At 69.4% G+C, this 23,426-nt stretch carries 18 protein-coding genes and 1 tRNA gene; 11 read left to right on the plus strand and 8 right to left on the minus strand.

Features of this window, described 5'->3' with window-relative positions; translation table 11 throughout:
- Positions 1-23 precede the first annotated feature (23 nt).
- Positions 24-1,250, minus strand: a complete 1,227-nt coding sequence (locus tag OG718_RS29375; RefSeq protein WP_328845603.1) for a L,D-transpeptidase — start codon at positions 1,248-1,250, stop codon at positions 24-26.
- Positions 1,251-1,467: 217 nt separating this feature from the next.
- On the opposite strand from OG718_RS29375, the gene OG718_RS29380 reads away from it, so the two are divergent.
- From OG718_RS29380 to OG718_RS29400, 5 genes are read left to right on the plus strand one after another with little or no spacing between them, the layout of a single operon-like run.
- Positions 1,468-2,694 (plus strand): lipid II:glycine glycyltransferase FemX, encoded by a 1,227-nt coding sequence (locus OG718_RS29380; RefSeq protein ID WP_443055156.1) that lies wholly within the window; start codon positions 1,468-1,470, stop codon positions 2,692-2,694.
- Positions 2,691-4,391 (plus strand): murein biosynthesis integral membrane protein MurJ, encoded by a 1,701-nt coding sequence (gene murJ, locus OG718_RS29385; RefSeq protein ID WP_328845605.1) that lies wholly within the window; start codon positions 2,691-2,693, stop codon positions 4,389-4,391. Before OG718_RS29380 ends, murJ begins: the two co-directional genes overlap by 4 nt.
- Positions 4,392-4,422: 31 nt before the next feature.
- Entirely contained in the window at positions 4,423-5,106 is a 684-nt protein-coding gene (locus OG718_RS29390) for a response regulator transcription factor (protein ID WP_143641527.1), read from the plus strand.
- On the plus strand, positions 5,103-6,614 hold the full coding sequence (locus OG718_RS29395) for a HAMP domain-containing sensor histidine kinase (RefSeq protein ID WP_328845606.1): 1,512 nt from the start codon (positions 5,103-5,105) through the stop codon (positions 6,612-6,614). Before OG718_RS29390 ends, OG718_RS29395 begins: the two co-directional genes overlap by 4 nt.
- Positions 6,611-7,264 (plus strand): hypothetical protein, encoded by a 654-nt coding sequence (locus OG718_RS29400; protein ID WP_328845607.1) that lies wholly within the window; start codon positions 6,611-6,613, stop codon positions 7,262-7,264. The genes OG718_RS29395 and OG718_RS29400 overlap by 4 nt, the downstream gene beginning before the upstream one ends.
- Before the next feature lie 76 nt (positions 7,265-7,340).
- Here OG718_RS29400 and OG718_RS29405 read toward each other — a convergent pair whose 3' ends face one another.
- From OG718_RS29405 to OG718_RS29415, 3 genes are all read right to left on the minus strand, one after another.
- Complete coding sequence (locus OG718_RS29405; RefSeq protein ID WP_328845608.1) at positions 7,341-8,102, minus strand: polysaccharide deacetylase family protein; 762 nt, start codon at positions 8,100-8,102, stop codon at positions 7,341-7,343.
- Between the two features lie 491 nt (positions 8,103-8,593).
- On the minus strand, positions 8,594-8,962 hold the full coding sequence (locus OG718_RS29410; protein WP_143641531.1) for a YciI family protein: 369 nt from the start codon (positions 8,960-8,962) through the stop codon (positions 8,594-8,596).
- A gap of 128 nt (positions 8,963-9,090) precedes the next feature.
- Positions 9,091-11,820, minus strand: a complete 2,730-nt coding sequence (locus OG718_RS29415; RefSeq protein ID WP_328845609.1) for a helix-turn-helix transcriptional regulator — start codon at positions 11,818-11,820, stop codon at positions 9,091-9,093.
- 160 nt (positions 11,821-11,980) lie between these two features.
- Between OG718_RS29415 and OG718_RS29420 the strand changes: the two genes are divergently transcribed.
- Positions 11,981-12,520: a GNAT family N-acetyltransferase gene (locus OG718_RS29420; protein WP_328845610.1), complete on the plus strand. Its 540-nt coding sequence runs from the start codon at positions 11,981-11,983 to the stop codon at positions 12,518-12,520.
- Between the two features lie 119 nt (positions 12,521-12,639).
- Here OG718_RS29420 and OG718_RS29425 read toward each other — a convergent pair.
- Together OG718_RS29425 and OG718_RS29430 are read right to left on the minus strand one after the other, a co-directional pair.
- Positions 12,640-12,731 (minus strand) — tRNA-Gly (locus tag OG718_RS29425).
- A gap of 235 nt (positions 12,732-12,966) precedes the next feature.
- Entirely contained in the window at positions 12,967-13,533 is a 567-nt protein-coding gene (locus OG718_RS29430; protein ID WP_328845611.1) for a Uma2 family endonuclease, read from the minus strand.
- 300 nt (positions 13,534-13,833) lie between these two features.
- On the opposite strand from OG718_RS29430, the gene OG718_RS29435 reads away from it, so the two are divergent.
- From OG718_RS29435 to OG718_RS29450, 4 genes are all read left to right on the plus strand, one after another.
- On the plus strand, positions 13,834-14,157 hold the full coding sequence (locus OG718_RS29435; protein ID WP_328845612.1) for a hypothetical protein: 324 nt from the start codon (positions 13,834-13,836) through the stop codon (positions 14,155-14,157).
- Positions 14,158-14,175: 18 nt separating this feature from the next.
- Positions 14,176-14,484: a hypothetical protein gene (locus tag OG718_RS29440; protein WP_328845613.1), complete on the plus strand. Its 309-nt coding sequence runs from the start codon at positions 14,176-14,178 to the stop codon at positions 14,482-14,484.
- A gap of 82 nt (positions 14,485-14,566) precedes the next feature.
- On the plus strand, positions 14,567-14,788 hold the full coding sequence (locus tag OG718_RS29445; RefSeq protein ID WP_328845614.1) for a hypothetical protein: 222 nt from the start codon (positions 14,567-14,569) through the stop codon (positions 14,786-14,788).
- Between the two features lie 619 nt (positions 14,789-15,407).
- Positions 15,408-16,664 (plus strand): hypothetical protein, encoded by a 1,257-nt coding sequence (locus tag OG718_RS29450; RefSeq protein WP_328845615.1) that lies wholly within the window; start codon positions 15,408-15,410, stop codon positions 16,662-16,664.
- A 215-nt stretch (positions 16,665-16,879) separates the two neighbouring features.
- Here OG718_RS29450 and OG718_RS29455 read toward each other — a convergent pair whose 3' ends face one another.
- Both OG718_RS29455 and OG718_RS29460 read right to left on the minus strand, forming a co-directional pair.
- A complete protein-coding gene (locus OG718_RS29455; protein ID WP_328845616.1) occupies positions 16,880-17,191 on the minus strand; it encodes a hypothetical protein in 312 nt (103 codons plus the stop codon).
- Between the two features lie 94 nt (positions 17,192-17,285).
- On the minus strand, positions 17,286-19,736 hold the full coding sequence (locus OG718_RS29460) for a tetratricopeptide repeat protein (RefSeq protein ID WP_328845617.1): 2,451 nt from the start codon (positions 19,734-19,736) through the stop codon (positions 17,286-17,288).
- A 179-nt stretch (positions 19,737-19,915) separates the two neighbouring features.
- On the opposite strand from OG718_RS29460, the gene OG718_RS29465 reads away from it, so the two are divergent.
- Positions 19,916-22,978 carry an AfsR/SARP family transcriptional regulator gene (locus OG718_RS29465; protein WP_328845618.1) on the plus strand — a complete coding sequence of 1,021 codons (3,063 nt, stop codon included), beginning with the start codon at positions 19,916-19,918 and terminating at the stop codon, positions 22,976-22,978.
- Positions 22,979-23,426 lie beyond the last annotated feature (448 nt).

The raw sequence follows: 23,426 nt of genomic DNA on the forward strand, positions 1-23,426 counted from the left end.
GCACCGCGGTGACGTCCGGCTCCTCAGCGCAGCGCGCTCTTCCGCTGCCACTCGCTCCACGAGAGGTTCCACGCGCCGAAGCCGTTCCCGGGCGCGACCACGCCCTTGGTGTCCTTGCCGGTGATCTCGAACGGGTCGCCCGGCCGCACCTGCCCGTAGAACCAGGCCGCGTTCGCGTCGCTCATCCCTATGCATCCGGAACTCTGGTTGGCGTTGCCGAAGTAGCGGGCGTTCCACGGGGCGGCGTGCGCGTACATGCCCGACCAGGTCAGCCGCATCGAGTGCTCGACCATCTTGTCGTAGGCGTCGCCCAGGCCCACCGTCTCGGAGTTCATGTTGATCGTGCCCTCCTTGGCCATGAGCACGGCGGTTCCGCGCCAGGAGCGCTTGTCACCGCCGGGTGTGCCGCCGGAGACCGGTATGCGCCGGACCGTCTTCCCGTCGCGTACGAGCGTGAGTTGGTGCCTGTCGAGGTCGACCTCGGCGATCTGCCGGGCGCCGATGGTGAAGGTGGTCGTGTAGTCGCGTACGAACCAGCCGCCGGCCGCGCCCGAGTCGGTGCCGTTCAGCTCGGCGTTCAGCGTGACCTCGGTTCCGGGCTTCCAGTACGCCTTGGGGCGCCAGTCCACTCGGTCCCTGCCCGACCAGTCGGTCATCCAGCCCCAGGAGCCCTCGGTGTTGTTCGAGGTGGTGATCCTGAGCTGCTTCTCGACCGCGGCCCGGTTCTTCACCGGGTTGTCGAAGACCAGGGAGATCGGCTGGGCGACGCCGACGGTGGCGTCGGCGCCCGGTCGCCAGTCGACCTTGTTGACCCTGTCCGCCGGGGCCGTGGTGAAGGCGGCCCTGCTGCTCCTGGCGGTTCCGCCCCCGGTCCTGGTCGCCGCCGTCACCGTGTACGCCGTACCGGGTGCGGCCTTGCGGTCGGAGACCCATGACCGGCCGTCGGCGGCGACCTTCCCGGCGAGCTTGTGACCCTCGTCGTCGGCGACGGTCACCGAGGTGAGCCGGCCGCCCGCGGCCGTGACCCGCACGGGCTCGCCCGCCGGGACCCGTTCTCCCGTGGGCGTGACGGTGACCTTGACGGGGCGGTCGTCGGCGCCCGGCGTCACCTTGGTGTCCGCCCCGGCGCCCGGGGCGCCGGAGGAGCTGCTCGACGAGCAGGCGGCGACCGGCGCCAGCAGTGCGGCCGTGGCGGCGGCCACGACGGCGGCCCGGACGCGGGCATGGGCGAGTACGCGTGTGCGGAGCAACAGGACCTCCGGGAAGGGCGAAAGGGATTGGCCGAGTCGGCGATGTCGTGACTGTAGAGCCGGAAAACCCGAGGTCAGCCGCTATGGAGCAATGTGACGGCGACTGGTGAGGAACGGTCATGGTCCGGTCACATTCGCCGGACGGAGCCGTCATGGAGCGCTGTGAGCATCCTTTGCGACCCCGCGAAAGGCCCGGGGAGAAGGAGAGGATCGGACTGTGTCAGCGCTGCTCGTGCCGCCCAGCCGCGTGCCCCGGCCACGGAACCCGGGCGTGGCCCTGCGAACCATCACCGCGGAGACGTACCGCGCCTTCCTCGCGTCCCCCGACGGCGCCGCCCTCGGCGCCGGTTTCCTGCAGTGCCCGTCCTGGGCCGACGTCAAGGAGGGCTGGCGCGCCCAACTGCTCGGCTGGGGGCCGGATCCGGAGGCGGGCGAACTGACCGGCGTGGCCCTGGTGCTGCTGCGGCAGTTCCCCGGCACCCGCAGGTACTTCGCCTACCTTCCCGAGGGACCCGTCGCGGACTGGAACGACCCCGACGTCGACGACTGGCTCGGTCCGCTCCTCGAACACCTGCGCCGCGTGGGCGCCTTCGCCGTGCGCATCGGCCCGTCGCCCGCCTACCGGCGCTGGGACGCCGCCCTGCTCAAACCGCTCGCCGGGCCCGGCCGACGCCTGGGCGACGTACTTGCCAGCGAGGTCGACCCGCTCGGCACCGCCGTCGCCGAGCGGCTGCGGGCCCGCGGCTGGCGCCGCTGCGGTGGTGACGGGACCGGAGCAAGCGGAACCGGAGGAGGCGGAACCGGAGGGGACGGGGACGCCCAGCCCCGGCACGTCTTCCGGGTGCCGCTCGCCGGACGCACCACCGAGGACCTGTGGTCCGGACTCAACCAGGAGTGGCGCCGCAATGTGCGCCGAGCACAGAAGGAGGGCGTGGAGGTGGTGGTGGGCAGTGCGGCCGAACTCCCCGAGTTCTACCGGCTGTTGGGCATCACCGAGCGACGCGACGGGTTCCGGCTCGGCCGCTCGCTCGCCTACTACGAGCGCCAGTACGCGGTGCTCAACGCCGAGGAACCGGGCCGGATGAAGCTGTACCTCGCCCGTCACCGAGGAGAGGTCCTGGCCGCCCACACGATGATCACGGTGGGCCGCCGGGCCTGGTACCAGACCGGCGCCTCGGCCGACCACCGCCGTGAGGTCCGGCCCTCCAACGCCCTGCAGTGGCGGATGCTGCTGGACGCCCACGCCCTCGGCGCCGACGTGTACGACATGCGCGGGGTACCCTCCACACTCGATCCCGAGGAACGTACGTACGGACTGCTGCGGTGGAAGCTCGGCACCGGAGGACAGGTCGTCGAGACGTTGGGGGAATGGGAGAGGGCCTTGGGCGGCAGCGCCAACCACGCGCTCTACCGCGCCTTCCAGGCATACCTGAACCGCCGATGACCCATACGACACCGGCCGGCACGGACAGCACGGAAGCGACCGCGGGGACCGCGGAAGCAACGGCGGAAGCAACGGCGGAACCGACGGCGGAAGCAACGGCGGAACGGACCAAAACAGCCTCCACGGCCCGCGGCAGCGCCGTCATGGCCGCCGGATCCGTCGTCTCCCGGGCCACCGGATTCGCCCGGTCCGCCGTGGTCGCGGCGGCGCTGGGCACCATCGGGCCGACCGCCGACGGCTACGCGGTGGGCAACGCCCTGCCCACCATCGTCTACATGCTGCTCCTCGGCGGCGCGCTGAACGCCGTCTTCGTGCCGGAGCTGGTCAAGGCCGCCAAGGAGCACGACGACGGGGGCGCCGCGTACACCGACCGGCTCGTCACCGTCTGCGTCCTCGCCCTGCTGGCGATCACCGCGACCGCGGTGTGGGCGGCGCCCGCGATCGTCGACGCGTACACCGACTACACCGGCCCGCAGGCGGCCATGACCACCGCGCTCGCCCGCTACTGCCTGCCCCAGATCTTCTTCCTCGGACTGTTCACGCTGCTCGGACAGGTACTCAACGCCCGCGGCCGGTTCGGCGCGATGATGTGGGCGCCGGTCCTCAACAACCTCGTCGTCATGACCGTGTTCGGCCTGTACCTCGCCCTGGCCATGGGCGGCGGGGACACGCTCACCGCGACCGAGACCGCCGTGCTCGGCTGGGGCACGACCGCCGGTATCGCCGTCCAGGCGCTCGCCCTCCTCCCCGCGCTGCGCGCGGCCCGCTTCCGCTGGCGGCCCCGCTTCGACTGGCGCGGCAGCGGACTGACCCGCCCCCTGCGAGCGGCCGGCTGGCTGGTGCTCCTCGTCCTGGCCAACCAGGCCGCGTACTGGGTCACCACCCGGCTGGCCACCACCGCGGGACTCGACGGCGGCCCCGGATACGGCGCGTACAACAACGCCTATGCCCTGTGGGTCGTACCGCACGGCATCATCACGGTCTCCGTGGTGACCGCGCTGATGCCCCGGATGAGCGCGGCCGCCGCCGACGGGGACACCGGCGCCGTGCGGCGCGACGTCTCCCACGCCCTGCGCGTCTGCGCGTCCGCCGTCGTACCCGCCGCCTGCGCGCTGTTCGCCCTGGCCCAGCCGGTGATGGCGCTCGTCTTCGGATACGGCAGGACCGGCGCCGACGACACGGCCGCCATGGCCGGCATCCTGATGGCCTTCGCGCCGGGACTGATCGCCCTGTCCGGCCAGTACGTCCTGTCCCGCGCCTTCTACGCGCTCTCCGACACCCGTACGCCGTTCCTGCTCAACCTCGTGATCGTCGCCCTCAACGCGGGCCTTTCCCTGGCCGCCGCCCACCTGCTGCCGGCCCGCTGGGCCGTGACGGGTATGGCTGCGGCGTACTCCCTGGCGCTGTGCGCGGGCATGGCGGTGACCGGCCTGGTGCTGAGCCGCCGGCTCGCCGTCGCCCGCCCCCTGCGCTCGTCCGCCGTCGGCGCCCACGCGCGGCTGCTGCTCGCCGCCGTCCCCGCCACCGCCCTCGGCCACCTCGCGGCCCTGGGCGCCGTACGGGCCGGGGCCCTGGTCGCTGCAACTGCCGGGGCGGTCGTCGTCGTCCTCGTCTTCGCCCTGCTCACCCGCCCCCTGCGACTCGCCGAACTCGACGCGCTGCTCTCCGGCGTACGCCGCGGACGGACCCGGAACTGACCACCACCCAGGCACCTAGGGAGAACCGCCGATGCCCCGCGTGCTCCTCATCGAGGACGACCCCTCCGTACGCGAGGGGGTCGAACTCGGTCTGCGCCGCCGCGGCCACGAGGTACGGGCGGCCGCGACCGGCGAGGCCGGCCTCGCCGCGATGGCCGAGTTCCGCCCCGACCTGCTGCTCCTCGACCTGATGCTGCCCGGCATGAACGGCGTACAGGTCTGCCGGCAGGTCCGCGACCACAGCCAGCTGCCGATCATCATGCTCACCGCGCGCGGCGACGACTTCGACGTGGTCATCGGCCTGGAGGCCGGCGCCGACGACTACATCGTCAAGCCCGCCCGTCCCGAGGTGATCGAGGCCCGGATCCGTGCCGTACTGCGCCGCATCGACGACAGCGGATCGGGCCGCCCGGCCATCGAGGTCTACGGCGAACTCACCGTCGACCGGGTCGGACTGACCGTCACCAAGGCCGGGCGGCGGCTCGCGCTCGCCCCCTCGGAGCTCAAGCTCCTGCTGCATCTCTGCGCCGCCCCCGAGCAGGTGTTCAGCAGGCAGCAACTGCTGGAGCACGTCTGGGAGCACACGTTCCACGCCGACGCCCGGCTGGTCGACGCGTGTGTCGCCCGGCTGCGCGGCAAGATCGAGGACGAGATCGGCAGCCCCCGCTACGTCCAGACACTGCGGGGCTTCGGCTACCGCTTCGGGCCACTGTGAGCAGTGGCGCCCGTCCCAAGGACAAAGGCCGGGGCGGTACGGCCACCCGTGAGCGGGCGCGGGTCAGGGCGTTCGGGCTGCGTGCGAGGCTGCTGCTCGCCTTCCTGCTGGTCGCCGGCGTCAGCGCCGGCACGACGGCCGCGCTGACCTACCGCGAGGCCCGCAACTCGCTCCTCGAGACCGCCCAGGACACGGCGGTCACCTCCTTCCGTGACCACGTCCAGCAGACGGGCTTCGCCCTGCCCGTGCAGGAGGAGGGCCTGGAGGAGGTCCTGCGTGACATCGCCCGGAAGGGCAAGCCCCACCCCTGGGTGGTGTTCGCCGAGTACGGGTCGGTCCGTGCCTCCTCGGGCGAGAACCCCGTCTCCACCGTCATCACACCCGAACTGCGCCGTGCCGCGCGGGCCGACGCCCACGGCAGCTTCGAGCGGGTCGTCAAGGACGGCGTCCCCTACCTGACCATCGCCATGCCCACCGTCTTCAAGGCGAGCCCGGACAGCGTGCTGCCCAGCGGGCTCGTCCTGTACGCCGTCATGCGGATGACCGACGAGCAGGTCAACGTCGACGCCCTCCTCATGGCCGGCCGGGACGGCGCCCTGCCCGGCCTCGCCGTCGCGCTGATACCCGGCCTGATCGCCGCGCGCAGCGTGCTGCGCCCGGTACGGAAACTGCGCGAGGCGGCCCTGAACATGGGCAGCGGCCGGCTCGACACCAGGATTCCGGTGCGCGGCAGCGACGAACTGGCGGACCTGGCGCGCACCTTCAACGAGTCGGCCGGCCAACTGGAGCAATCCGTACGGGAGTTGCGCGAGGCCGAGGAGCGAGCCCGCCGCTTCGCCTCCGACGTCTCGCACGAACTGCGCACCCCCCTCGCCGGAATGCTCGCCGTCACGGAGGTCCTCGACGAGGACGCGGACGGCCTGGACCCCGACACCGCCCGGGCGGTCCGACTGGTCAGTGCGGAGACCGGAAAGCTCGCCGTGCTCGTCGAGGACCTGATGGAGATCTCCCGCTTCGACGCCCGCGCGGCCGAGCTGAACGCCGACGAGGTCGACGTGGCCGAGGCCATCCGCAAGACCCTCCACAACCGGCACTGGACCGACGACCGGATCCGCACCGAACTCCCCGGCGGCGTCCGGGCCCGGCTCGACCCGCGCCGCTTCGACATAGTGATCGCCAACCTCGTCGGCAACGCCCTGCGGCACGGATGCGCGCCCGTCACCGTCCGTCTGCGTACCGAGGCACGCTCCCCGGGCCTGCCCGTGCTGATCACCGACGTCGTGGACAGCGGGCCGGGCATCCGCCCCGAAGCGCTCCCGCACATCTTCGACCGCTTCTACAAGGCCGACGCGGCCCGCACCCGCTCGGCGGGCAGCGGCCTGGGACTGGCGATCACCATGGAGAACGTGAAGCTGCACGGCGGAACGATCCACGCCGGGAACCGCCCCGGGGGCGGCGCCGTCTTCGCCGTCGAGATACCGCTTCACGTGGAGGGGAACGGCGGATGAGGGGTGCGCGGAGGCGCCGACGCGTGTCGGCCTTCGCCGTCGCGGCCGCCGTACCGCTGCTCGGTGGCTGCGGTATCCAGGAGACCGACGTCATCGAGGCGGGCGGTCCCGCCAGCGTCCAGGCCTTCTTCGACCGCGAGTTGGAGATGCTGCTCTTCTTCCGTTCCCCCGACGGAGGGCTGAGCCCCGTGATCCGCAGGACCGTGCCCCCGGCCGGGTTCGGCGGCGAATACGACGAGTCGGACTCCGGTGACCAGAACTCCGGTGACACGGCGGGGTCGGTGCCGACGGAGAAGGTCGTCCTGGCGCTGCTCGCCGGTCCGCGGAAGGTGGACCGGGCCGCGGGCCTGGGCACCGCCCTCCCCAAGGCCCTCCCCGGCGGAACCGTAAAGGTCGAAACCTCCTCGGCAGGCAGGGTCACGACCCGCCTGCCGCTCGCCCTGAAGGGCCTGAACAGCACGGCTCTGAGCCAGCTGACCTGCACGATCGCCTACAGCCAGGATCCCGATGGCCAGGTCGTCGTGGAACTGACGGGCCAGGACGGCACATCGAGATCCGACACCTGCGGACTCGCCCCCGCCATCGCGGGGACCGAACCCACGGAAACCGAAACCCGGGCACGGCCCACACCGCCCGGCACGCCCGGCTGAGAACGCGTCACAGGGCGCGTCGCGCCGGACTCGGGCCGGCTCTCACCCGACCCGATGCCGGGGCCGGGGCCGGGGCTCAGTGCACCGGGAAGCCGAAGGAGTGGCCCTGCTCCTTGAGCCGGGGGAGGATCAGGCGCAGGGCCTCGACGGTCTGGGTGCGATCGCCTCCCGCGTCGTGGAAGAGCAGCGTCGGCCCGTTGGGCAGCTCCCGCTCGACGGTGGCGACGATGGCGTCGGTGCCCGGCCGCTCGAAGTCCTTGGTGTCCACGTTCCAGCCCAGCGGGCGCATCCCGCGGGATGCGGCGAGCGTGCGGCTGTACGGGGTGAAGGCACCGCCGGGCGCCCTGTAGTACATCGGCCGTACGCCGCCGGACGCCTCGGTGATCATGCGTTCGGCGTCGAGGATCTGCTTCGACTGGTAGGCCTGGGAGTTCTTGTCCATGGTGGTGTCGTGCGACACCGAGTGGTCGCACAGCCGGTGCCCGGCCGCGACCACCTTCTTCACGAGGTCCGGGTGGGCCTGCGCCTGCGTCCCCACCATGCAGAACGTGGCCTTCACCCCGTACTCCCGCAGCACGTCCAGCACTTGAGGGGTCCACACCGGGTCGGGGCCGTCGTCGATGGTGATGTTGACTCCGCGCGCGCCCTTGTCCGAGGCGTGCACGATGGTCACCGCGACCGGCTTGACGTCACCGGCCGGCTTGGCCGAGACGCTCGCCTCCGACGACGGGCCGGCCTGCGCGCTCCACGTCGAGGCACCGGCGGCGACCAACGCCACCCCGAGCGCCGCGCCGAGCACCTTGCCGTACCAGCCCCGCCCGCCACCGTGCCGCGCCATGTCCGCCCCGCTTTCACACAGTCCCTCGCCGATCCCTCGGTCGCCTTGCGACCATCTGGCAGGACGAGAAGCGGTGGCCCACCGGATGCGCCCGTTACCGATCAAGGACAATCCCGGTGTGGTTCCCGGACAACGCAGCGAGCAGCGGGGGGACTTGGACGGACCGCCACCCGATCCCACCTCCCCGGCCGAGGCGGCCGGACGTGCCCCTGCTCACAGCTGCTGACCTGCGTGGATTCGTTGAGGGCACGCTGTGGGCACGCGGCCGGTTCAGGGGTCCGGCGGATGTCCGTGGGATCCGGGGCGGCGCAGGTCCGGGGGGTCGGCCGTCGGCCGGGCCGGCTGTCCTTGCGTTCGCACACGAGGCGAGGCTGGAGGATCCGCTCGTGATGTGATCGTCGCCAGGCTGCGAAGACTTGCCGTTCAGCCCCGCGGTGCTTCCTGCAGTGCGCGGACCTCGACACGACCGCCGAGCGCCTTCGGCCGGACCGTCATGCAGCGGGTTCCTCCTGGAGGGCACGTACCTCGACCCGGCTTCGCAGCGCACGCGAGGCCTGCTTGGTCCATTCGATCGCGACGTCGTCGTTTTCGGCCTCGATGATCCAGAAGCCACCGAGGTACTCATCGGCCTTGACGAACGGGCCCGGTGTGATGACGGGGCTGTCTCCGGAGTAGTCCACCGTGGTCGCGCTCGACGGGGGCTGCAGGCCTCCAGCGGTAACGAACGCGCCCGCCTCCTGAACGGCGGTGTTGAACGCACCGACCGCGGCCATCAACTCCTGCAGCTCCGCGGGGTCCATGTCCTCCATCGTCGGCTCCTCGGCGGAGTCGTGCGGGAGGCTCAGGAAGTACTTCGTCATTGTCGTCTCCTCGTCGTACGGCCGGCGGCCGGCGGCCGCTGCCTGGATGCCGGAAACGCTAGGCGGGGCTCAGCGCTGACGAATCAGTCATCGTGACTGGTGTCCGGGAAACCGACGACCGGCGTCGGTCACTGGACGAGGTGGGCCAGCTCGGCGCGACCGTTGACGCCGAGTTTCGGATACGCCTTGTAGAGGTGGTGCCCGACGGTCCGTGGGCTGAGGAAGAGCTGTGCGGCGATCTCCTTGTTCGTACGACCGGTGCCGGCCAGCCGTACGACCTGCAGCTCCTGCGGGGTCAACAGGGCGAGCGGCCCGCTGTGCCGAGGCTCATCGCCCCGCTCGCCGAAGGCGGTCAGCTCGCCGCGCGCACGCTCGGCCCAGAGCTCCGCGCCGAGACCCTCGAACCCCGACACCGCCGCCGCGAGATGGGCGCGGGCCTCCGCACGCCGGCGCCGGCGGCGCAGCCACTCCCCGTAAACCAGCTGCGTACGGGCATGTTCATAGGGGCCGCCGTGCCGCTCATGGAGCCGCAGCGCCTCGGTGTACAGCGCGTCGGCGTCGCCGTCATCGGCCAGCAGGGCCCGGCAGCGCAGTACGAGCCCGGTGGCGGCCGGGCGGTCGACGTGCTCGGCCCAGTGCCGGAACGCTGCCAGGGGTCCGTGGGCGCGATCCGGCCCGCCGCTGCGCACGGCGGCCTCCACCAGGTCCGGCACCGCCCGGATCAGGAGGTCGCGGCTCGCAGGTCCCCGGGACACTCTCTCGAGCCGGTCGCATGCTTCACCGAACCTCCGGGCGGAGAGGTCGAGCATGCCGAGTCCCCAGTCCGCGATCTCGGCATTGACCTGGTGCCGCGCTCGGGCTCGCGGGAGCACCTCCTCGGCAAGGGCCCGGCAGCGTGGCTCGTCACCCGACACGGCGTGCAGCCACACCTCCACCGACCGGTGCGCCAGGCGCTCGGTCGTGTTCCCGAGTTCGGCGCTCACGGATGCGCCTTCCGCCACACACACGCGGGCGTCCGCGAACTCGCCGCGGAACAGCCGCGCCACGGCGAGCACGTTCAGCGTGTACGGGACCCACCCCAACGCGCCGGTGGCCCGCACCTGGGCCAGCATGTCCTCGGTCCCGGCGATGACGGCGTCGTCGTCCGCGATCATGAGACCGCCGAACCCTGCCGTGATGTGATGCATCAGATCGTTCCCGCCGCCGGGTGCGGCGGTGCGGAGATCGCGCATCGGGCCGACGGCCGGCTCCGGGCGTCCGGCCAGGAGCTCCGCCCACCCGAAAAGGGCGGCGACCACCGGCGCCCAGGGCTCCGGCGGGGTGAACCCGCGCATCAGGTCCGCCGCACGCTGCAGCAGGTCGGGCGCCGCTGCGTGCCGGGCGGCGTGCACCGTCTCGAAGAACGTGAGCGCGGCGCGCTCCGGATCCATGTCGCGCACCAGCGCGGCGGCCTCGATCGTCAGCTCCGCATCGGCCCGCGGCGAGGTGCGTTCGTACTCCACGGCGCCGCGCGTATAGATGGCGTCGGCACGGATGCCGGGGTCGGTGGCGAGCGAGAGTGCTTCGGCCGCCAGCCGGGCGGCGCGGTCGGCCTTGCCGGCATCGAACGCGGCCTGGCTGGCCCGGGCTATACGCCGGGCCTTCAGCTCCCGGTCGGCACTCAGCCGGCCGGCGCGGTCGTACGCGGCGGACACCGCCATCGCGCCGCCGCGGTGCCAGGCCCGCTCCGCCGCGCGTTCGAGTTCGGCGGCCACCGCCTCGTCGGGGGTGGTGGTGGCAGCAGCCAGGTGCCAGGCGCGGCGGTCCGCATCGGCCTGGGCACCCAGCGCATCCGCGTACGCGCGATGTACCTCGATCCGCCGGTGCAGTGGCGCGTCCTGGTAGGCGGCTGCCCGTACCAGAGGGTGGCGGAAGGTGATCCGGCTGTCGATCCGGAGCAGCCGGTCGCGTTCGGCGGGCGCCAGGTCGCCGAGGACGCCACCGAGCGCTTCGATCACGTGCAGGATCGTCGCAAGCGGCGCCGCCGTGTCGGCCGCCGCCACCAGAAGCGCGCGTTGGGTGGGTTCGGGAAGCCCGACGATCTGGCGGCGGAATGTCTCCTGCACGCGGCGGGTGACCGGCAGCGGGCCGACCTGCTCGGCCGGGTCGGACTCGTCGACATCGCGTGCCGCCAGCCGCGACGACCCGAGCTCGATGATCGCCAGGGGATTGCCGCCGGACTCCGCGAGGACCCGGTTCCGCACCGGTTCGATGAGCTCCGGTGCGTGGTCGTCGAGCAGCCGGGAGGCATCGAGCGCGGCGAGGCCGGACAGATCCACGACCTCGACCCCTGCGACTTCGAACGGCACCGACGTCTCGCGCACCGCGATCAGCATCGCGATCGGATCGGCCACGAAACGGCGGGCCGCGAACAACAACGCCTCAACGGAACCCTGATCGAGCCACTGCAGGTCATCGACCACACACAACAGAGGGGCATCCTCGGCAAGATCGGCGAGCAGCGACAGGGTCGCGGCGGAGATCAGAAACCGATTGGCTTCATCTCCCTCGGCCAGCCCGAAAGCGCACCGCAGCGCCATGGCCTGGGGAGCGGGCAGGGCATCCAGCCGATCCAAGTGCGGAAACAGGAGTTGGTGCAGACCGCCGTACGCCAACTCGGAGTCGGACTCGACCCCTGCCCCCCGGACCACGCGCATGCTGCCCTCGGCTTCGGCGATCGACACAGCGTGGTCGAGAAGGACCGATTTCCCGATGCCCGCTGCGCCCCGTAACGCCAGCACGCCGCTGCGCGCGTCGCGCGCATTTGTCAGCAGGCGTTGAATCCGCGCTGACTCGACGTCCCTTCCCACCAGCGACATGCGGTCACCCTAGATGATTGATTCCTGGGTTTTGAGTGGTCGTAGGCGGTGAGGGATCGTTTGTCCGGGGCGTCGGTTTGCCCAGTTGCGCCAGATCGCGGCGGCCGGCGCCGCCTGCTCTTTCGGATCGCTCTCGTGGGCGAGGAACAGGTTGCCCGCCATGACTGGACTCGGACCCGTGGCCTGGCCACCTGCCCCGATCGGAACCGAACGGCTCGTGCTCCGCGAGTCCGAGGCCCGAGACCGGGCGGCGTTCGTCGAGCTGCTCGCCTCGCCGGAGGTGCACACCTACCTCGGAGGCCCCCGGCCGTATGACGAGCTTGAGCGCGAGATGCCCGAGGTGCCCGAGCGATGGCCGGGGAGTTTCGTCGTCGATCTCGACGGGGCGATGATCGGCCAGATTCTGCTCAGGCGAGCACCGGAGCACCATCGCCCGGCTGCTGCGGGGAAGGCCGATCTCGGCTACCTGTTCCTGCCGCGGGCATGGGGATTCGGATACGCCGCCGAGGCGTGCGCGGCGGCACTCGACTGGTTCGACGGCGTCCTTCCCGGCGAGCCGGTGGTGCTCGCCACCCAGACCGCCAACGTCGCCTCGATGCGCCTCGCGGCAAAGCTGGGGTTCACCGAGGCAGAGCGGTTCCGGGCCTGGGACGCTGAGCAGTGGCTCGGAATGCGGTCCCCGGTCACACAATCCGATTGAGCCAAAGCCCAGCCCCTATGGTGCGGTTGCCCGGCCCTTATGGTGCGGTTGTGGTGCGCCACCCGCCCACCGGCCCAGACAACAAAGAGCCCCCGGGTCATTGACCTGGGGGTTTTGCATGGAGCGGGTGACGAGAATCGAACTCGCACTCTCAGCTCGGGAAGCGACGGCGCTCGAGTGGTCGCGCTGCCTCTGACCTGCGGGCACACGCTCAACGATGATGGTGTGGTCCTTTGGGACGCACCCCTGTCGACCGTGATTGCCCGCTCTGAAGGGCACGCGGTGGGCATGGCATCGCCGAGCGGTCCGACCAGAGGTGCGGAGGCTCCGCGCAGGCTCTACGCCTCCGTGTTCCGGTCGATCGAGGAGTCTCGGTTGCTTTCGCGCACGAGCACAGGAGCCTTTGGGGCGTACGCCGCAGCCCCTCTGCCTGCCCTGCGGCCGTTTCAGACCTGGCTGAGGTCGATCTCCACGGTGAAGGGGGCGGCGACCTTCACGACCCCAGTGAACACGTCTCCGTCCCGGTAGGTCTTCGTCGCGGGGTCGAGTAGGTACGTATACACCAGCGGTGTGCCCGTCGCGGCCTGCTCGATCCGCCAGTAGAAGCAGATGCCCGCCTTGGCGTACTGGTCGACCTTCACGATCCGGTCGGTGGTCTCCGAGCCGGGCGACACCACCTCGGCCACCAGCAGTACGTGCTCGGGCCGGGTGGGCATGACGTCGATCGTGTCAGCGCGGTAGACGATCACATCGGGGCGCCGGTTGGTCAGGGGTACGTCCTGCAGTCGGACGTCGAAGTCTGTGTCGGCGTTCCAGTCGGGGCCCGCGGCGGCGTCCAGGGAGTTCGCCAGGAGCCGGGCCAGCCGGTTGTGCCGCTTGGATGCGCTGGGGCTCACGACGACCATTCCGTCCACGATCTCGATACCGGCGCACTGCTCCTCGGACCACGACTCGTATTCCTCCGCCGTGATCTGCTCATGCATCCACGCCGGGGCCACCATCTCGGCCGTCATGACATGCCTCCCGGACACTGTGCGGCGGGCCCGATCCCGCTGGGCTCAGCGTACTGTCCCACCCCGCGGGCGCGGGTGGGTCCGTCCGCCGTGCGACGGCCCCACCAAGAAGCCGTGGCGTCTGTGTCGGTGCAACCCGGCGATCACGCGTGCTCTGCAGCCATGCACGCAAGTGACGTGCGAGGAGACTGACCCGAGATTTCTGTTAACCCCCATAATCGACCCGGCGTGGCCCCATCGCGCGAAGCCGTCGGGGAGGCGGCGAGGCATGCGGACACGCTTCGTCTGCTGGAGCGGCGAGTGGGGGAATCGGGAAACGGCTATCGCACGGGTACGGGACCCGGCGGCTGGAACGAGACAGTGCTCAAGAATCTGTGCGAGATCCAACCCGGCCCGTCCTACACCCGTCTACCAGCAGTGGCACGCACAGCGGACGCCGGCATTCCGCTCGTCTTCCCGCAGGATCTCGTTGAAGGGAGGATCGCGGACGAAACCCGGAACCGCGTGCCGTGGAAGACGGCCGAGCGCTTCAAGAAGTTCGAGTTGCTCCCTGGCGACATCGTCTGCGTGCGCACGGGTGCGCAGCAGCAACCCGCGCTGGTCTCCGGCCCACAGGCCGGGTGACTGCTCAGCTCGAACGTGATGCGTCTGCGTGTACGCCCGAATGTCGAGATCGACCCCCTGTACCTCCATGCCTACCTGAGCCTCCGCTACGCGCGCGAGTGGATGTCCGACCGCGCGGCAGCCACGGCGGCCCCCTCGTTGAGCTCTGCGGCTCTGGGCCACCTTCCCGTGCGCTGTCCGCCGCTCGGACAGCAGCGGCGGAGCGTGGATCTCCTCGGTGAACTCGGCCGACGCGCCGACGCCTACGCCTCGTACGCCTCGGCACTTGATCGGCTGCGGGCCGAACTCGCCGAACACCTGCTGCACGGCTCGGTCGAGCCGATGTGACGGCCTGTCACCTCTGAATCTCCCTCTACGCGTCCCCCTCTCCTTACTCCTTCTCGCTCGTGCCCTCGAAAGGATCGAGTCCATGCCTGAATCGACAGCGCGCTCCGGACGTACGTGGCAGCTGTGGCTGGCGCTGTACGTCGCCTGCTCCATGGTGGTCGGACTCTTCGTGAGCCTGTTGGTCCTCCGGTCAGGCGTTGACACGACTGATGTCGTTCTGGCAGGGGGAGGAGGCTTCGCCACCTCCTTCGCCCTGTGCCTCGCGCTGCCCGCGGCCGTGCGCGAACTCAAACGACAGAGCTGACCCGCACCGGCCGTCCGCGCGGCTGAGCCCGGTCGGCCGAGATCCTCGAGTCACGAATCCGGCGAATTCGGCGACGGCCCCCCGAACGGCTCTGCCACCGGCCCCAGATGCTTACTCTGCAAATTCCAGGCAAAACGAAAGCCCCAGATTCCTGACCTGGGGCTTTGCATGGAATGCATGGAGCGGGTGACGAGAATCGAACTCGCACTCTCAGCTTGGGAAGCGACGGCGCTTGGGCGGCCGTATGGCCGCTGACCTGGTCAGATTCGTTGTGCTGCGGCAGCAGTGAGCGTCTGATGGCACCACTGCTGACCGTGCTTGTCCGCCCTTACGGGCACGCTATGGGCACGGCCCCGAAGAATGATCGGCAGAGCGCGTGCACGAACGGGCTTCGCTCTTGGCTTGGCCGGTTCGGCCGCCAGAGCCTCAACATCGGCCTGGAACGTGATGCCGGCTCCAACCGCCCACGCCCCGCCCCACCTTCCACCGCCTGCTCGCAGACCCGACACTTCCTGCCGTGCGCCCACACGCCAGGGCAAGGGTGTTGCAAGGGATATGCAAGGGAAGCGTCGTGCGTCCAGGGAACCCCCCTGCCGTCTGTTGTACGCAGCGACGAGCGATGGGGGATCGCGTGTCTGTTAGAACGACGAAACCAGCACTGATCGAGCAGGGGCACTGGCTGACGGTACGGGACTGCAAGAGGGTCCTGGTGGTCGTGCACACGGTGACCTTCGCTCAACGATTGCGTGAGGTCTTCGGGTTGCTGGAGACCGACCTGCGCATTCAACTGGTCTTCACGGTCGCACCACATGCCTTCGGCAGCGGAGCCACCGAGTTCCTGCAGAGCCTGGGCATCACTGCGGTGCCCTGGAAAGAGGCCCTGCGGGCCGAGTTCGACCTTGCGCTTGTGGCGGGCTTTCGCGGAGTGCACGAACTGCGGACTCCGGTCGTACGCATTTCCCACGGGGCAGGACACATCAAGCTGCTCACCGACGTCAGTACGCTGACGCCCGGAGAGCGGAGGTCGCCCGGGATGCTGAGCCGCCAGCACCTGCTGCACGAGGGGAGACTGGTCCCGGCGGCGATCGTCTACGCCCATGACCGGAGTCTGGAGGAACTCGCCCGGTCCTGCCCGGAAGCACTTCCGGTGGCAAGCGTGGTAGGCGATCCGTGCGTCGACCGGATTACGGCAGGCAGGCCCAGGCGTGAGTTCTACCGCCGGGAGCTGGGAATCGAGGACGGGCAGCGGCTCGTGGTCGTCACGTCCACCTGGGGGCCGACGTCGACATTCGGGCGGCTCGACTCCCTGTTGCCACAGCTGCTGAGCCAGCTGCCGGGTGACGGCTACCGCGTCGCGATGTTGGTTCATCCCAATGTGTTCGCGGGTCACGGCACCCGTCAGGTGCACGGCTGGCTGTCCTGCTGCCAGAGCCGGGGGATCGTGGTCGTCCCTCCGGAAGCCGACTGGCAGGCGCTGCTGATCGCGGCCGACTGGATCATCGGCGACCACGGATCACTGACGGCGTACGGCACGCTCACAGAGGCGACGATGCTGCTGACGGCCGGACCTCGACGTGAGGTGTCGGCCTGCTCCCCGGCGGCGCTGCTGTCCGCCGCCGCGCCTGTGGTCTCTCCGGTGTACCCGCTGGCGGAGCAACTGGAGTATGCGGCACAGCTGCACCGTCCGGAACAGTACGAAGATGTTGCTGCCTCGCTGTCGTCGGCGCCGGGTCAGTTCCACCGACGGATGCGTTCGGTCGTCTACCGCATGCTCGGGCTGGGAGAACCCGCCCGTCCACCGTTGGTCACGCCGCCTCCGCCTCCGCCGTCACTGACGAGGTGGGAGATCTCCGTCGGCAGCGGAGTGGCACTGTGAGCGACCGGCACGTGACCCCGGAGCCGTATGCCGCATGGGCCACAGTGTGCTTCTGTGGGGCACAGACTGACGAGGCACCCCGTGGTGACGGCTTGGACGGTCGATCGTCCTTCGTCGTCTGGCGTTCGGATGCTGCGCACGGTTCGGCTCTCGTCCGATCCGACCCGCTGCTCTCGTCCGCGGGGCAACAGCCGTATTCGTATCCGTCCTCATGCTCACACGCCCCAGGCATGCTGCTCTGCGACGTGCTCCTGTGGGCGGACGCGGATAGCCCGGAACGGACAGAGCTCATGGAACATGCCGATGCGCTCGTGAGCCGTGTGCCGCTGCCGCCAGAGTCGGCTCACCGACGGGTGTACGACTTGCTGGCGGACCATCCGGGATGCCTTGCCGCCGCCGTACCTGGGACGGCCACGATGTGTCTCGTCGGGGTACGGGACCGGAGAGGCGCTGTGGCGTTCGTACGGCCGGAGCAGGACGGGTTCGATGTCCCGCTCCCACCACACGCGGTCGTTTCGGTAGTCCACGCCTGGGCGGTGACCGGGGGGTCGCCCCGCGCGCTGTGTTCCGTCTCCCCGATGCCGCGTCGCTGACCCGCGGGACGGTCGGCTGCGGCGGCGATCACGGCCGCCGTAGCCGGTCGTCCAGGCGTTGCGCGTCCTCGGGGCTCAGACGCCGGAAGAGATCCCGGGCGGCCTCGTATTGGCGTACCGATTCTTCATGATCACCAAGCGCATCGGCGGCCTGGCCGAGCCATTCCAGGCAGCGGGCTTCCCAGTGCTCGGACCGGGCGTCGCCCGCCCGGAAGCACGCGAGTGCCTCCCGCAAGTACCGGGCGCCTCCGTCGTGCTCCCCACTTCGGTCCAGTACGTGGCCGAGAAGAGCTAGGACGCGGGTCGCCTCGTACGTCTCTCCCAGCGAGTCCAGTTCGGTGCAGGCGCGGCGCAGTTGCTGGGCGGCCGTGGCCAGGTCACCACTGGCCAGAGCGGTTTCGCCGAGGCGCCTCCGGGAGAGGGCGGCTCCGCGACGGTAGCCGATCGACTCCCTCAACCGCAGGGCGTGCTCAAAGTGGTCGCGTGCCTCGTCGAGTCGGTGGGTCCGGAGCCCGATGTGACCCAATCCGTTCACTGCTTGCGCCTGTTGGCGTATGTCACCGTCGACCGTGGCCATCTCCAGAGCCTGCCGGTACCAGTCAGCCGCTTCCGAATACTGCGCGGCGTTGCGCAAACCGATCGCGCCAGAAGTGAGCATGCGGCCCTCACCTTGCCTCGATCCGCTCCGGCGAGCCGCTGCGAGACCGAGACGGTGTGCCTCAAGCCACATCTCAGACGGACGAAATCGGAGGAAAAGGGGCCACATGAGGTCTGTCAGACGCCAGCAGGAGAAGTGCCAGCCGACCCGAGCCGAATGCCGCACCGCGCCCATCAGACCGTTGCGGTGTGTGTCCAGCCAGGCGAGTGCCCCCTCGGGACCGTCGAGTGGGGTCGCAGGCGCCGCTTCCGTGGGGAGGTCGTGCCCTGGCAGTCGGTGGCTGGGCGCGAGGATGCTCTCTGCCGAAGCCGCGGTGGACAGGGCCCAGTCGACGAAGCAGCGCAGCGTGCGCTCGTGTTGGTCGGGGTCCTCCAGCTCTTCGCCGAGCCGACGGGCGTGCGGGTGGACGAGGTCATGGAGTCGATAGGTGCCCGGACCCGTCTCCTCCAGGAGATTCGCCTCCATGAGAGCGTGGACGGCGATGTCGGCGGTGGCGACGGTGTCACGCGATTCCCCCTCCTCGCCCGCGAGGGCGGTCAGCAACGAGAGGTCGTGGCGATCCGCGGGCAACAGTCCCATCCGGCGGTACAGCGCACGACTCTCGTCCGGAAGGATGTCGTACGACATGTCGAGCGCCGTCCGCATCACGGCCTCCCCGTCGACGCGCAGCGTGTCGACGGCACCCTGGCCACGGGACAGGCTGTCGGCCAGAGCGGACACGGAACGGTGGGGGCGCAGGGCGAGCTGGGCGGAGGCCAGAGCCACTGTCAGAGGCAGGCGTCCGCACAGTCTGACCACTTCACGCGCGGCGGCCGGCTCCCGCACCACGCGCGTCCCGCCCCCGACGGCCAGGAGTTCGACGGCAGATTCGGCGGGGAGTCCCTCCAACCGGTGGACGGACGCGCCGTCGACGCGCAGTCCGGTCAGGTTGCTTCTGCTGGTCACCACGGTGAGGCCGGTCGGCGTACCGAGCAGGAGCGGGCGTACCTGAGCAGCCGTGAACGCGCTGTCCAGGAGGACGGCCAGCCGCAGCCCCGAGGTCATCGAACGCCACAGCGCGCTCCGCTGCGCGAGCCCGGTCGGCACGGAGGACGCACCGAGTGCGACCAGAAAAGCCTCCAGGACGACGGCCGGCGAGACGGGTCCGCCTTCACCGCTGGTGGTTTGTCCGCCCAGGTCGGCGTAGAGCTGACCGTCGGGGAAACTGCCGGCGTGCTCGAACAGCCAGTGGATGGCGAAGGTGGTCTTGCCGATACCCGCGAGTCCGCTGACCACCAGGACCTGCGGTGCGTGAGCCGGCCGCTGGGTACGCAGAGCGTTCAGGGCCCGTCGGTCGGCTTCCCGATCGATGAACCGCGCGGTTACCGGCGGCAGTTGGCGAGGCACGGGAAGCTGGGGCAGGGGTGCTGGGGTGGGCGGATGGAAGTGGACGCCCCCGTGAATGTCCCGAGCCTGCACGCTGGGGCCGTGGAGCACGGAATCGCCGCTGATGACGTTGGCAGTCGCTGAGAGGGTGGGGACGGGTGGCACGTTGGCGGGGCCAGGATGGTGACGCAACCACTCGGCCAGCGCTTGCTGGGTCGCTGTGTCGCGCGAGGCCAACGCGTGGAGCTCCTGGGCCAGATCCTGCCAGAGTGCTGCCTCGGCCGGCTGTTCCCTTGTGGTGTGTTGGGGCCAGAGCCGGGCAACCGACGGGTCCGCGCGGGCCGCGGTGTCCACCAATCGGGCCAGATCGCGCCATGCGGGAGATCCCGGGTCGGCGCCGCAGGAGGCCATGGCCGACAGTAATGCCCCCAGTCCGTCCGAGGAAAAACCACGCACGTCCGCAATTCCTTTCGGTTCCCCGGGAGTCACTTCCCGCTCCGGACAAGGCGTGAACCAAATAGGGTTATTAATCGGTCAACCTTGAGCACATTGCGTCCTCTTATGGTCGATCATGCCATGGCCATGACATCCTCGAATGCTCGGCAATCACAGGTCCTACCGGCGGGAGGACGCTGGTGGAGTTCGAGATCAGGCTTTCGGGATCGGTGGAGATTCGGGCAGCGGGCCGCCGTAGTGATCTCGGATCGACGAAAACGAAGATCACGCTGGCCGCCCTCGCCTGGGACGCGGGTCGTACGGTGAGCGTGGACACCCTGATCCACCGCATCTGGGACGAGCATCCGCCAGGCAAGGCCAGGGAGGCGCTCTACGCTCACATCTCACGGATCAGAGGCTCCTTGCGGATTGCCGGGGGCGACGCACCGGCGATAGTCAGCCGCACGAACTCGTACTCCCTGGAGATCGACCCAGCCCGGGTGGACCTGCGCTGTTACACGAGCTGCGTCGAACGAGCCCGTCCCCTCAGGGACAGCGGGGACGGGGAGGCCGCCCTGCGCCTGCTGAACCGGGCGGACAGTCTGTGGCACGGTGAACCGCTGACCGGGATCACCGGATCCTGGGCCGAGCATCTGCGCGCCGCCATCGGTGAGACCGGTCTCGTGGCCGCTATGACGAGAGCTGAGATCCTCCTCGACGGAGGCAAGTTCACCGACGCCGTTCCCGTGCTCCTGCCGTTGGCCGAGGCGCATCCCGTGGATGAGGCCCTGGCCGAACGGTTGGCCGTCGCTCTGTACGGCAGCAACCGGACGGCCGAGGCGACCAGACTGCTCCAGCGGACCCGGCAGCGTGTCGTCCGTGACATCGGCCTCGATGCCGGCCGCGGGCTGCACCGAGTCCACCAGGGAATCCTGGCAGGGACCCCTGCCGCGGCCCTGTTCCCTCGTGCCGGAGCCGACGAGAAGGCGGCCTCGCAACCGACGCGCCGGGTACCGGACAACCTCCCACGCGATGTTCCGTGGGCCGGACGGCGCGACGAACTACGACAGCTGACTTCAGCGCTCCGCGAGAGACAGGGAGCCTCGGACGTCGTCACTGTCGAGGCAATCCACGGAATGGGCGGTGTCGGTAAGTCGGCCCTGGCTGTCCACCTGGGGCATCGGCTACGGGACCGTTTCCCGGACGGGCGCGTCTTCCTTCACCTGGGCAGTCGTCGTGACCAGCCGCTGACCCCGGCCCGGGCACTCACCGAACTGCTGCGGCTGCTCGGCATCGCAACCAAGGATCTACCGCGCGAGCTTGATGAGTTGGTCGCACTGTGGCGATCGGTTGCGCGTGACCGCCGGATGCTGGTGATCCTCGACGACGCGACCTCCTCCGCCCAGATCCGTCCGTTGCTTCCGGGGGCTTCCCCGACGGCGGTCGTCGTGACCAGCCGCCGACAGCTGCCCGGACTGCCCGGAGTACGGCCGGTCTCCCTGGACGTGCTACCGCCCGAGGACGCGGCGGCGCTCTTCACACAGAGACTGGAGAGAGGACGCGACACCAATCCGTCGGATGTAGCGGAGATCGTCCGGATATGTGGATACCTTCCGCTGGCGATCGAGATCGCCGCGAGCCGGTTGCTCGCCCGCGCCTCGTGGGCCACGTCCGACCTATTGCACCAGCTGGGCGGCGGCGATGGTGGTCATCTGGCGCAACTGCGCGACGTGGACCGGACGTTGGCACATGTCTTTGCGATCTCGTACGACGCGCTGAATGCCGAGCAGCAGCTGGTCTTCCGCCGCATCGCCATGCACGTGGGGGTGGAGTTCGGAGCATGCGCCATTGCTGCGCTTACGGGATTTTCCCTCGCAGCGGCCGAACGCGTACTCGAGGAACTTCTGGCTCACTCCCTTGTGTCCGAGTCCACTCCACACCGTTTCACCATGCATGATCTTCTGCGTGACTACGCGCGATCGCTGATCGAGGTTGGTGAGAGCGATTCCGAGGGCGATGTCCGACAGGCCGCACAACGCCTGGTGGATCACTACGTCCATACGGCGGACCGGGCTGACCGGCTGGCATACCCCTTCCGCTCCCGCACGGATCTCGATGCCGGTGATTCTGCGACTCCGCCCTGTCCGGAAATCGTCGACGCACAGTCGGCAGAGCAGTGGTTGATCGCCGAGTCGAGAAATCTACTGGACACTTTGGACTGGCTTGTAAATCATGGCACAGAACGTCAACTAGCTGCTTCCGTCCACGTGTTGGCGGGGTTTCTGGACATGGAGGGACACCTTGCCGCGGCCGAGCCGTTGCTGCGGCGCGCCGCCACTCATTGGGACGCCGCAGGTGACAGCGTGGCCAGGGCGCGAGCCCTGCTCGACCTCTGCGCGGTGTACGCCCACGGCTCCCGCTACGACGAGGCGATCTCGGCCGCGCGCGAGGCAGCTGATGTCGCGCGGTCTCTGCAGGATCGGGAACTGGAGAGCGAGGGTATTCACCAACTTTCGATCTCCCTGTGGCAGACAGGTCAGTACACGCTGGCTCGATCACTTCAGAAAGAATCCCTTAATTCTCTTCTGCAAACGAATGGTGTGCTTCGGATCGCGCGCTGTAAAAACCTGCTGGGAATAACTCACCTCCACCTCGCGGAGAACGCAGAAGCATTGGCATGCTTCAATTCTGCCCTCGCTGATTTCACGGCAATAGGGTACGACCGAGGGCGGTATAGCGCGCTGAACAATACGGCGGAAGTGCATAAAAAAACTGGACACCCAGAGGCTGCAGAGGTCGCTTACCGGCAGGCGATGGCAGTGGCGGAGCGTATGGGAAACCCCAGAGACAAGGCGACGCTGCAAATGAATTTGGCGTCGGTCATGGCCACGCTCGGTAGGACCGATGAAGCCCTTGCTTTGTACGGCACGGTTCTTCCGGTTTTGCGTGACGTTGGAGACCGGCGTGCGGAGGCCATCGCGCTCACGAGAATCGGCAGGGCGTACCGTGCCGCCGGCCGCACGGAGGAGGCTCTGCAGCAGCACGTCGCCGCACTTGAGGTGGCACGTGCCATTCATGCGGCAGGTGAAGAGGTCGACATGCTCTACGACTTGGCACTGGCCGAACGGGATGCGGGGCGCACGGCTGAGGCTGTGGCTCATCTGGAGGCGAGTCTGGTCGTCAGCCGCAAACTGGGCGCTTCTGCCGAAGAGGCCCGTGCGGCGGGGGTGCTTGCTGAACTGCGGGGGGAAGCTACCGCGTAGGCAAATAAAGGGCGGAGTGTCGCGGGATCCAACTATTATTCCGTTGGTGCCTGCGCCTGGCCGATGAACTGCTAGGGTCCTGTCGCGCGGGGGCATCTGGGCCTGCAATCCAGGCTTGACCTTCTCCTTGACCACAAGTCAAAAATTCACTGCCGCCAGCTGAGCCGAAAGAAGAAAATGCGCGAAAGCTTCACGAAGTTCGTGAGACGCTTGATCCCTGCTGCAATTGTATTGACTTGCATTGCATGCGTAGTCGTGCAAAAACTGGGATCGTCCCACCAAAGCATATAAGGGACCCGGTGTCCGGTCCTTACCGCCGACTAGCGGTTCGGTACCGGACACCGGCCCCGGATGCGGCCGAGGCGACCCCTCCGGCGACCGCCCGATTCTGAGACGATGATGCTCCGGTCCGTTCGACTCCGTTGAGTATCTGGGGGTACAGGCGTGG

The organism is Streptomyces sp. NBC_00258 (assembly GCF_036182465.1).
Taxonomy (GTDB): domain Bacteria; phylum Actinomycetota; class Actinomycetes; order Streptomycetales; family Streptomycetaceae; genus Streptomyces.

What these genes read in the sequence shown, in the direction of transcription:
- murJ (WP_328845605.1), top strand. Translation starts at nt 2,691, where the DNA reads ATGACCCATACGACACCGGCCGGCACGGACAGCACGGAAGCGACCGCG.
- OG718_RS29390 (WP_143641527.1), top strand. Translation starts at nt 4,423, where the DNA reads ATGCCCCGCGTGCTCCTCATCGAGGACGACCCCTCCGTACGCGAGGGG.
- OG718_RS29400 (WP_328845607.1), top strand. Translation starts at nt 6,611, where the DNA reads ATGAGGGGTGCGCGGAGGCGCCGACGCGTGTCGGCCTTCGCCGTCGCG.
- OG718_RS29405 (WP_328845608.1), bottom strand. Translation starts at nt 8,102, where the DNA reads ATGGCGCGGCACGGTGGCGGGCGGGGCTGGTACGGCAAGGTGCTCGGC.
- OG718_RS29410 (WP_143641531.1), bottom strand. Translation starts at nt 8,962, where the DNA reads ATGACGAAGTACTTCCTGAGCCTCCCGCACGACTCCGCCGAGGAGCCG.
- OG718_RS29415 (WP_328845609.1), bottom strand. Translation starts at nt 11,820, where the DNA reads ATGTCGCTGGTGGGAAGGGACGTCGAGTCAGCGCGGATTCAACGCCTG.
- OG718_RS29420 (WP_328845610.1), top strand. Translation starts at nt 11,981, where the DNA reads ATGACTGGACTCGGACCCGTGGCCTGGCCACCTGCCCCGATCGGAACC.
- OG718_RS29430 (WP_328845611.1), bottom strand. Translation starts at nt 13,533, where the DNA reads ATGACGGCCGAGATGGTGGCCCCGGCGTGGATGCATGAGCAGATCACG.
- OG718_RS29440 (WP_328845613.1), top strand. Translation starts at nt 14,176, where the DNA reads ATGCGTCTGCGTGTACGCCCGAATGTCGAGATCGACCCCCTGTACCTC.
- OG718_RS29445 (WP_328845614.1), top strand. Translation starts at nt 14,567, where the DNA reads ATGCCTGAATCGACAGCGCGCTCCGGACGTACGTGGCAGCTGTGGCTG.
- OG718_RS29450 (WP_328845615.1), top strand. Translation starts at nt 15,408, where the DNA reads ATGGGGGATCGCGTGTCTGTTAGAACGACGAAACCAGCACTGATCGAG.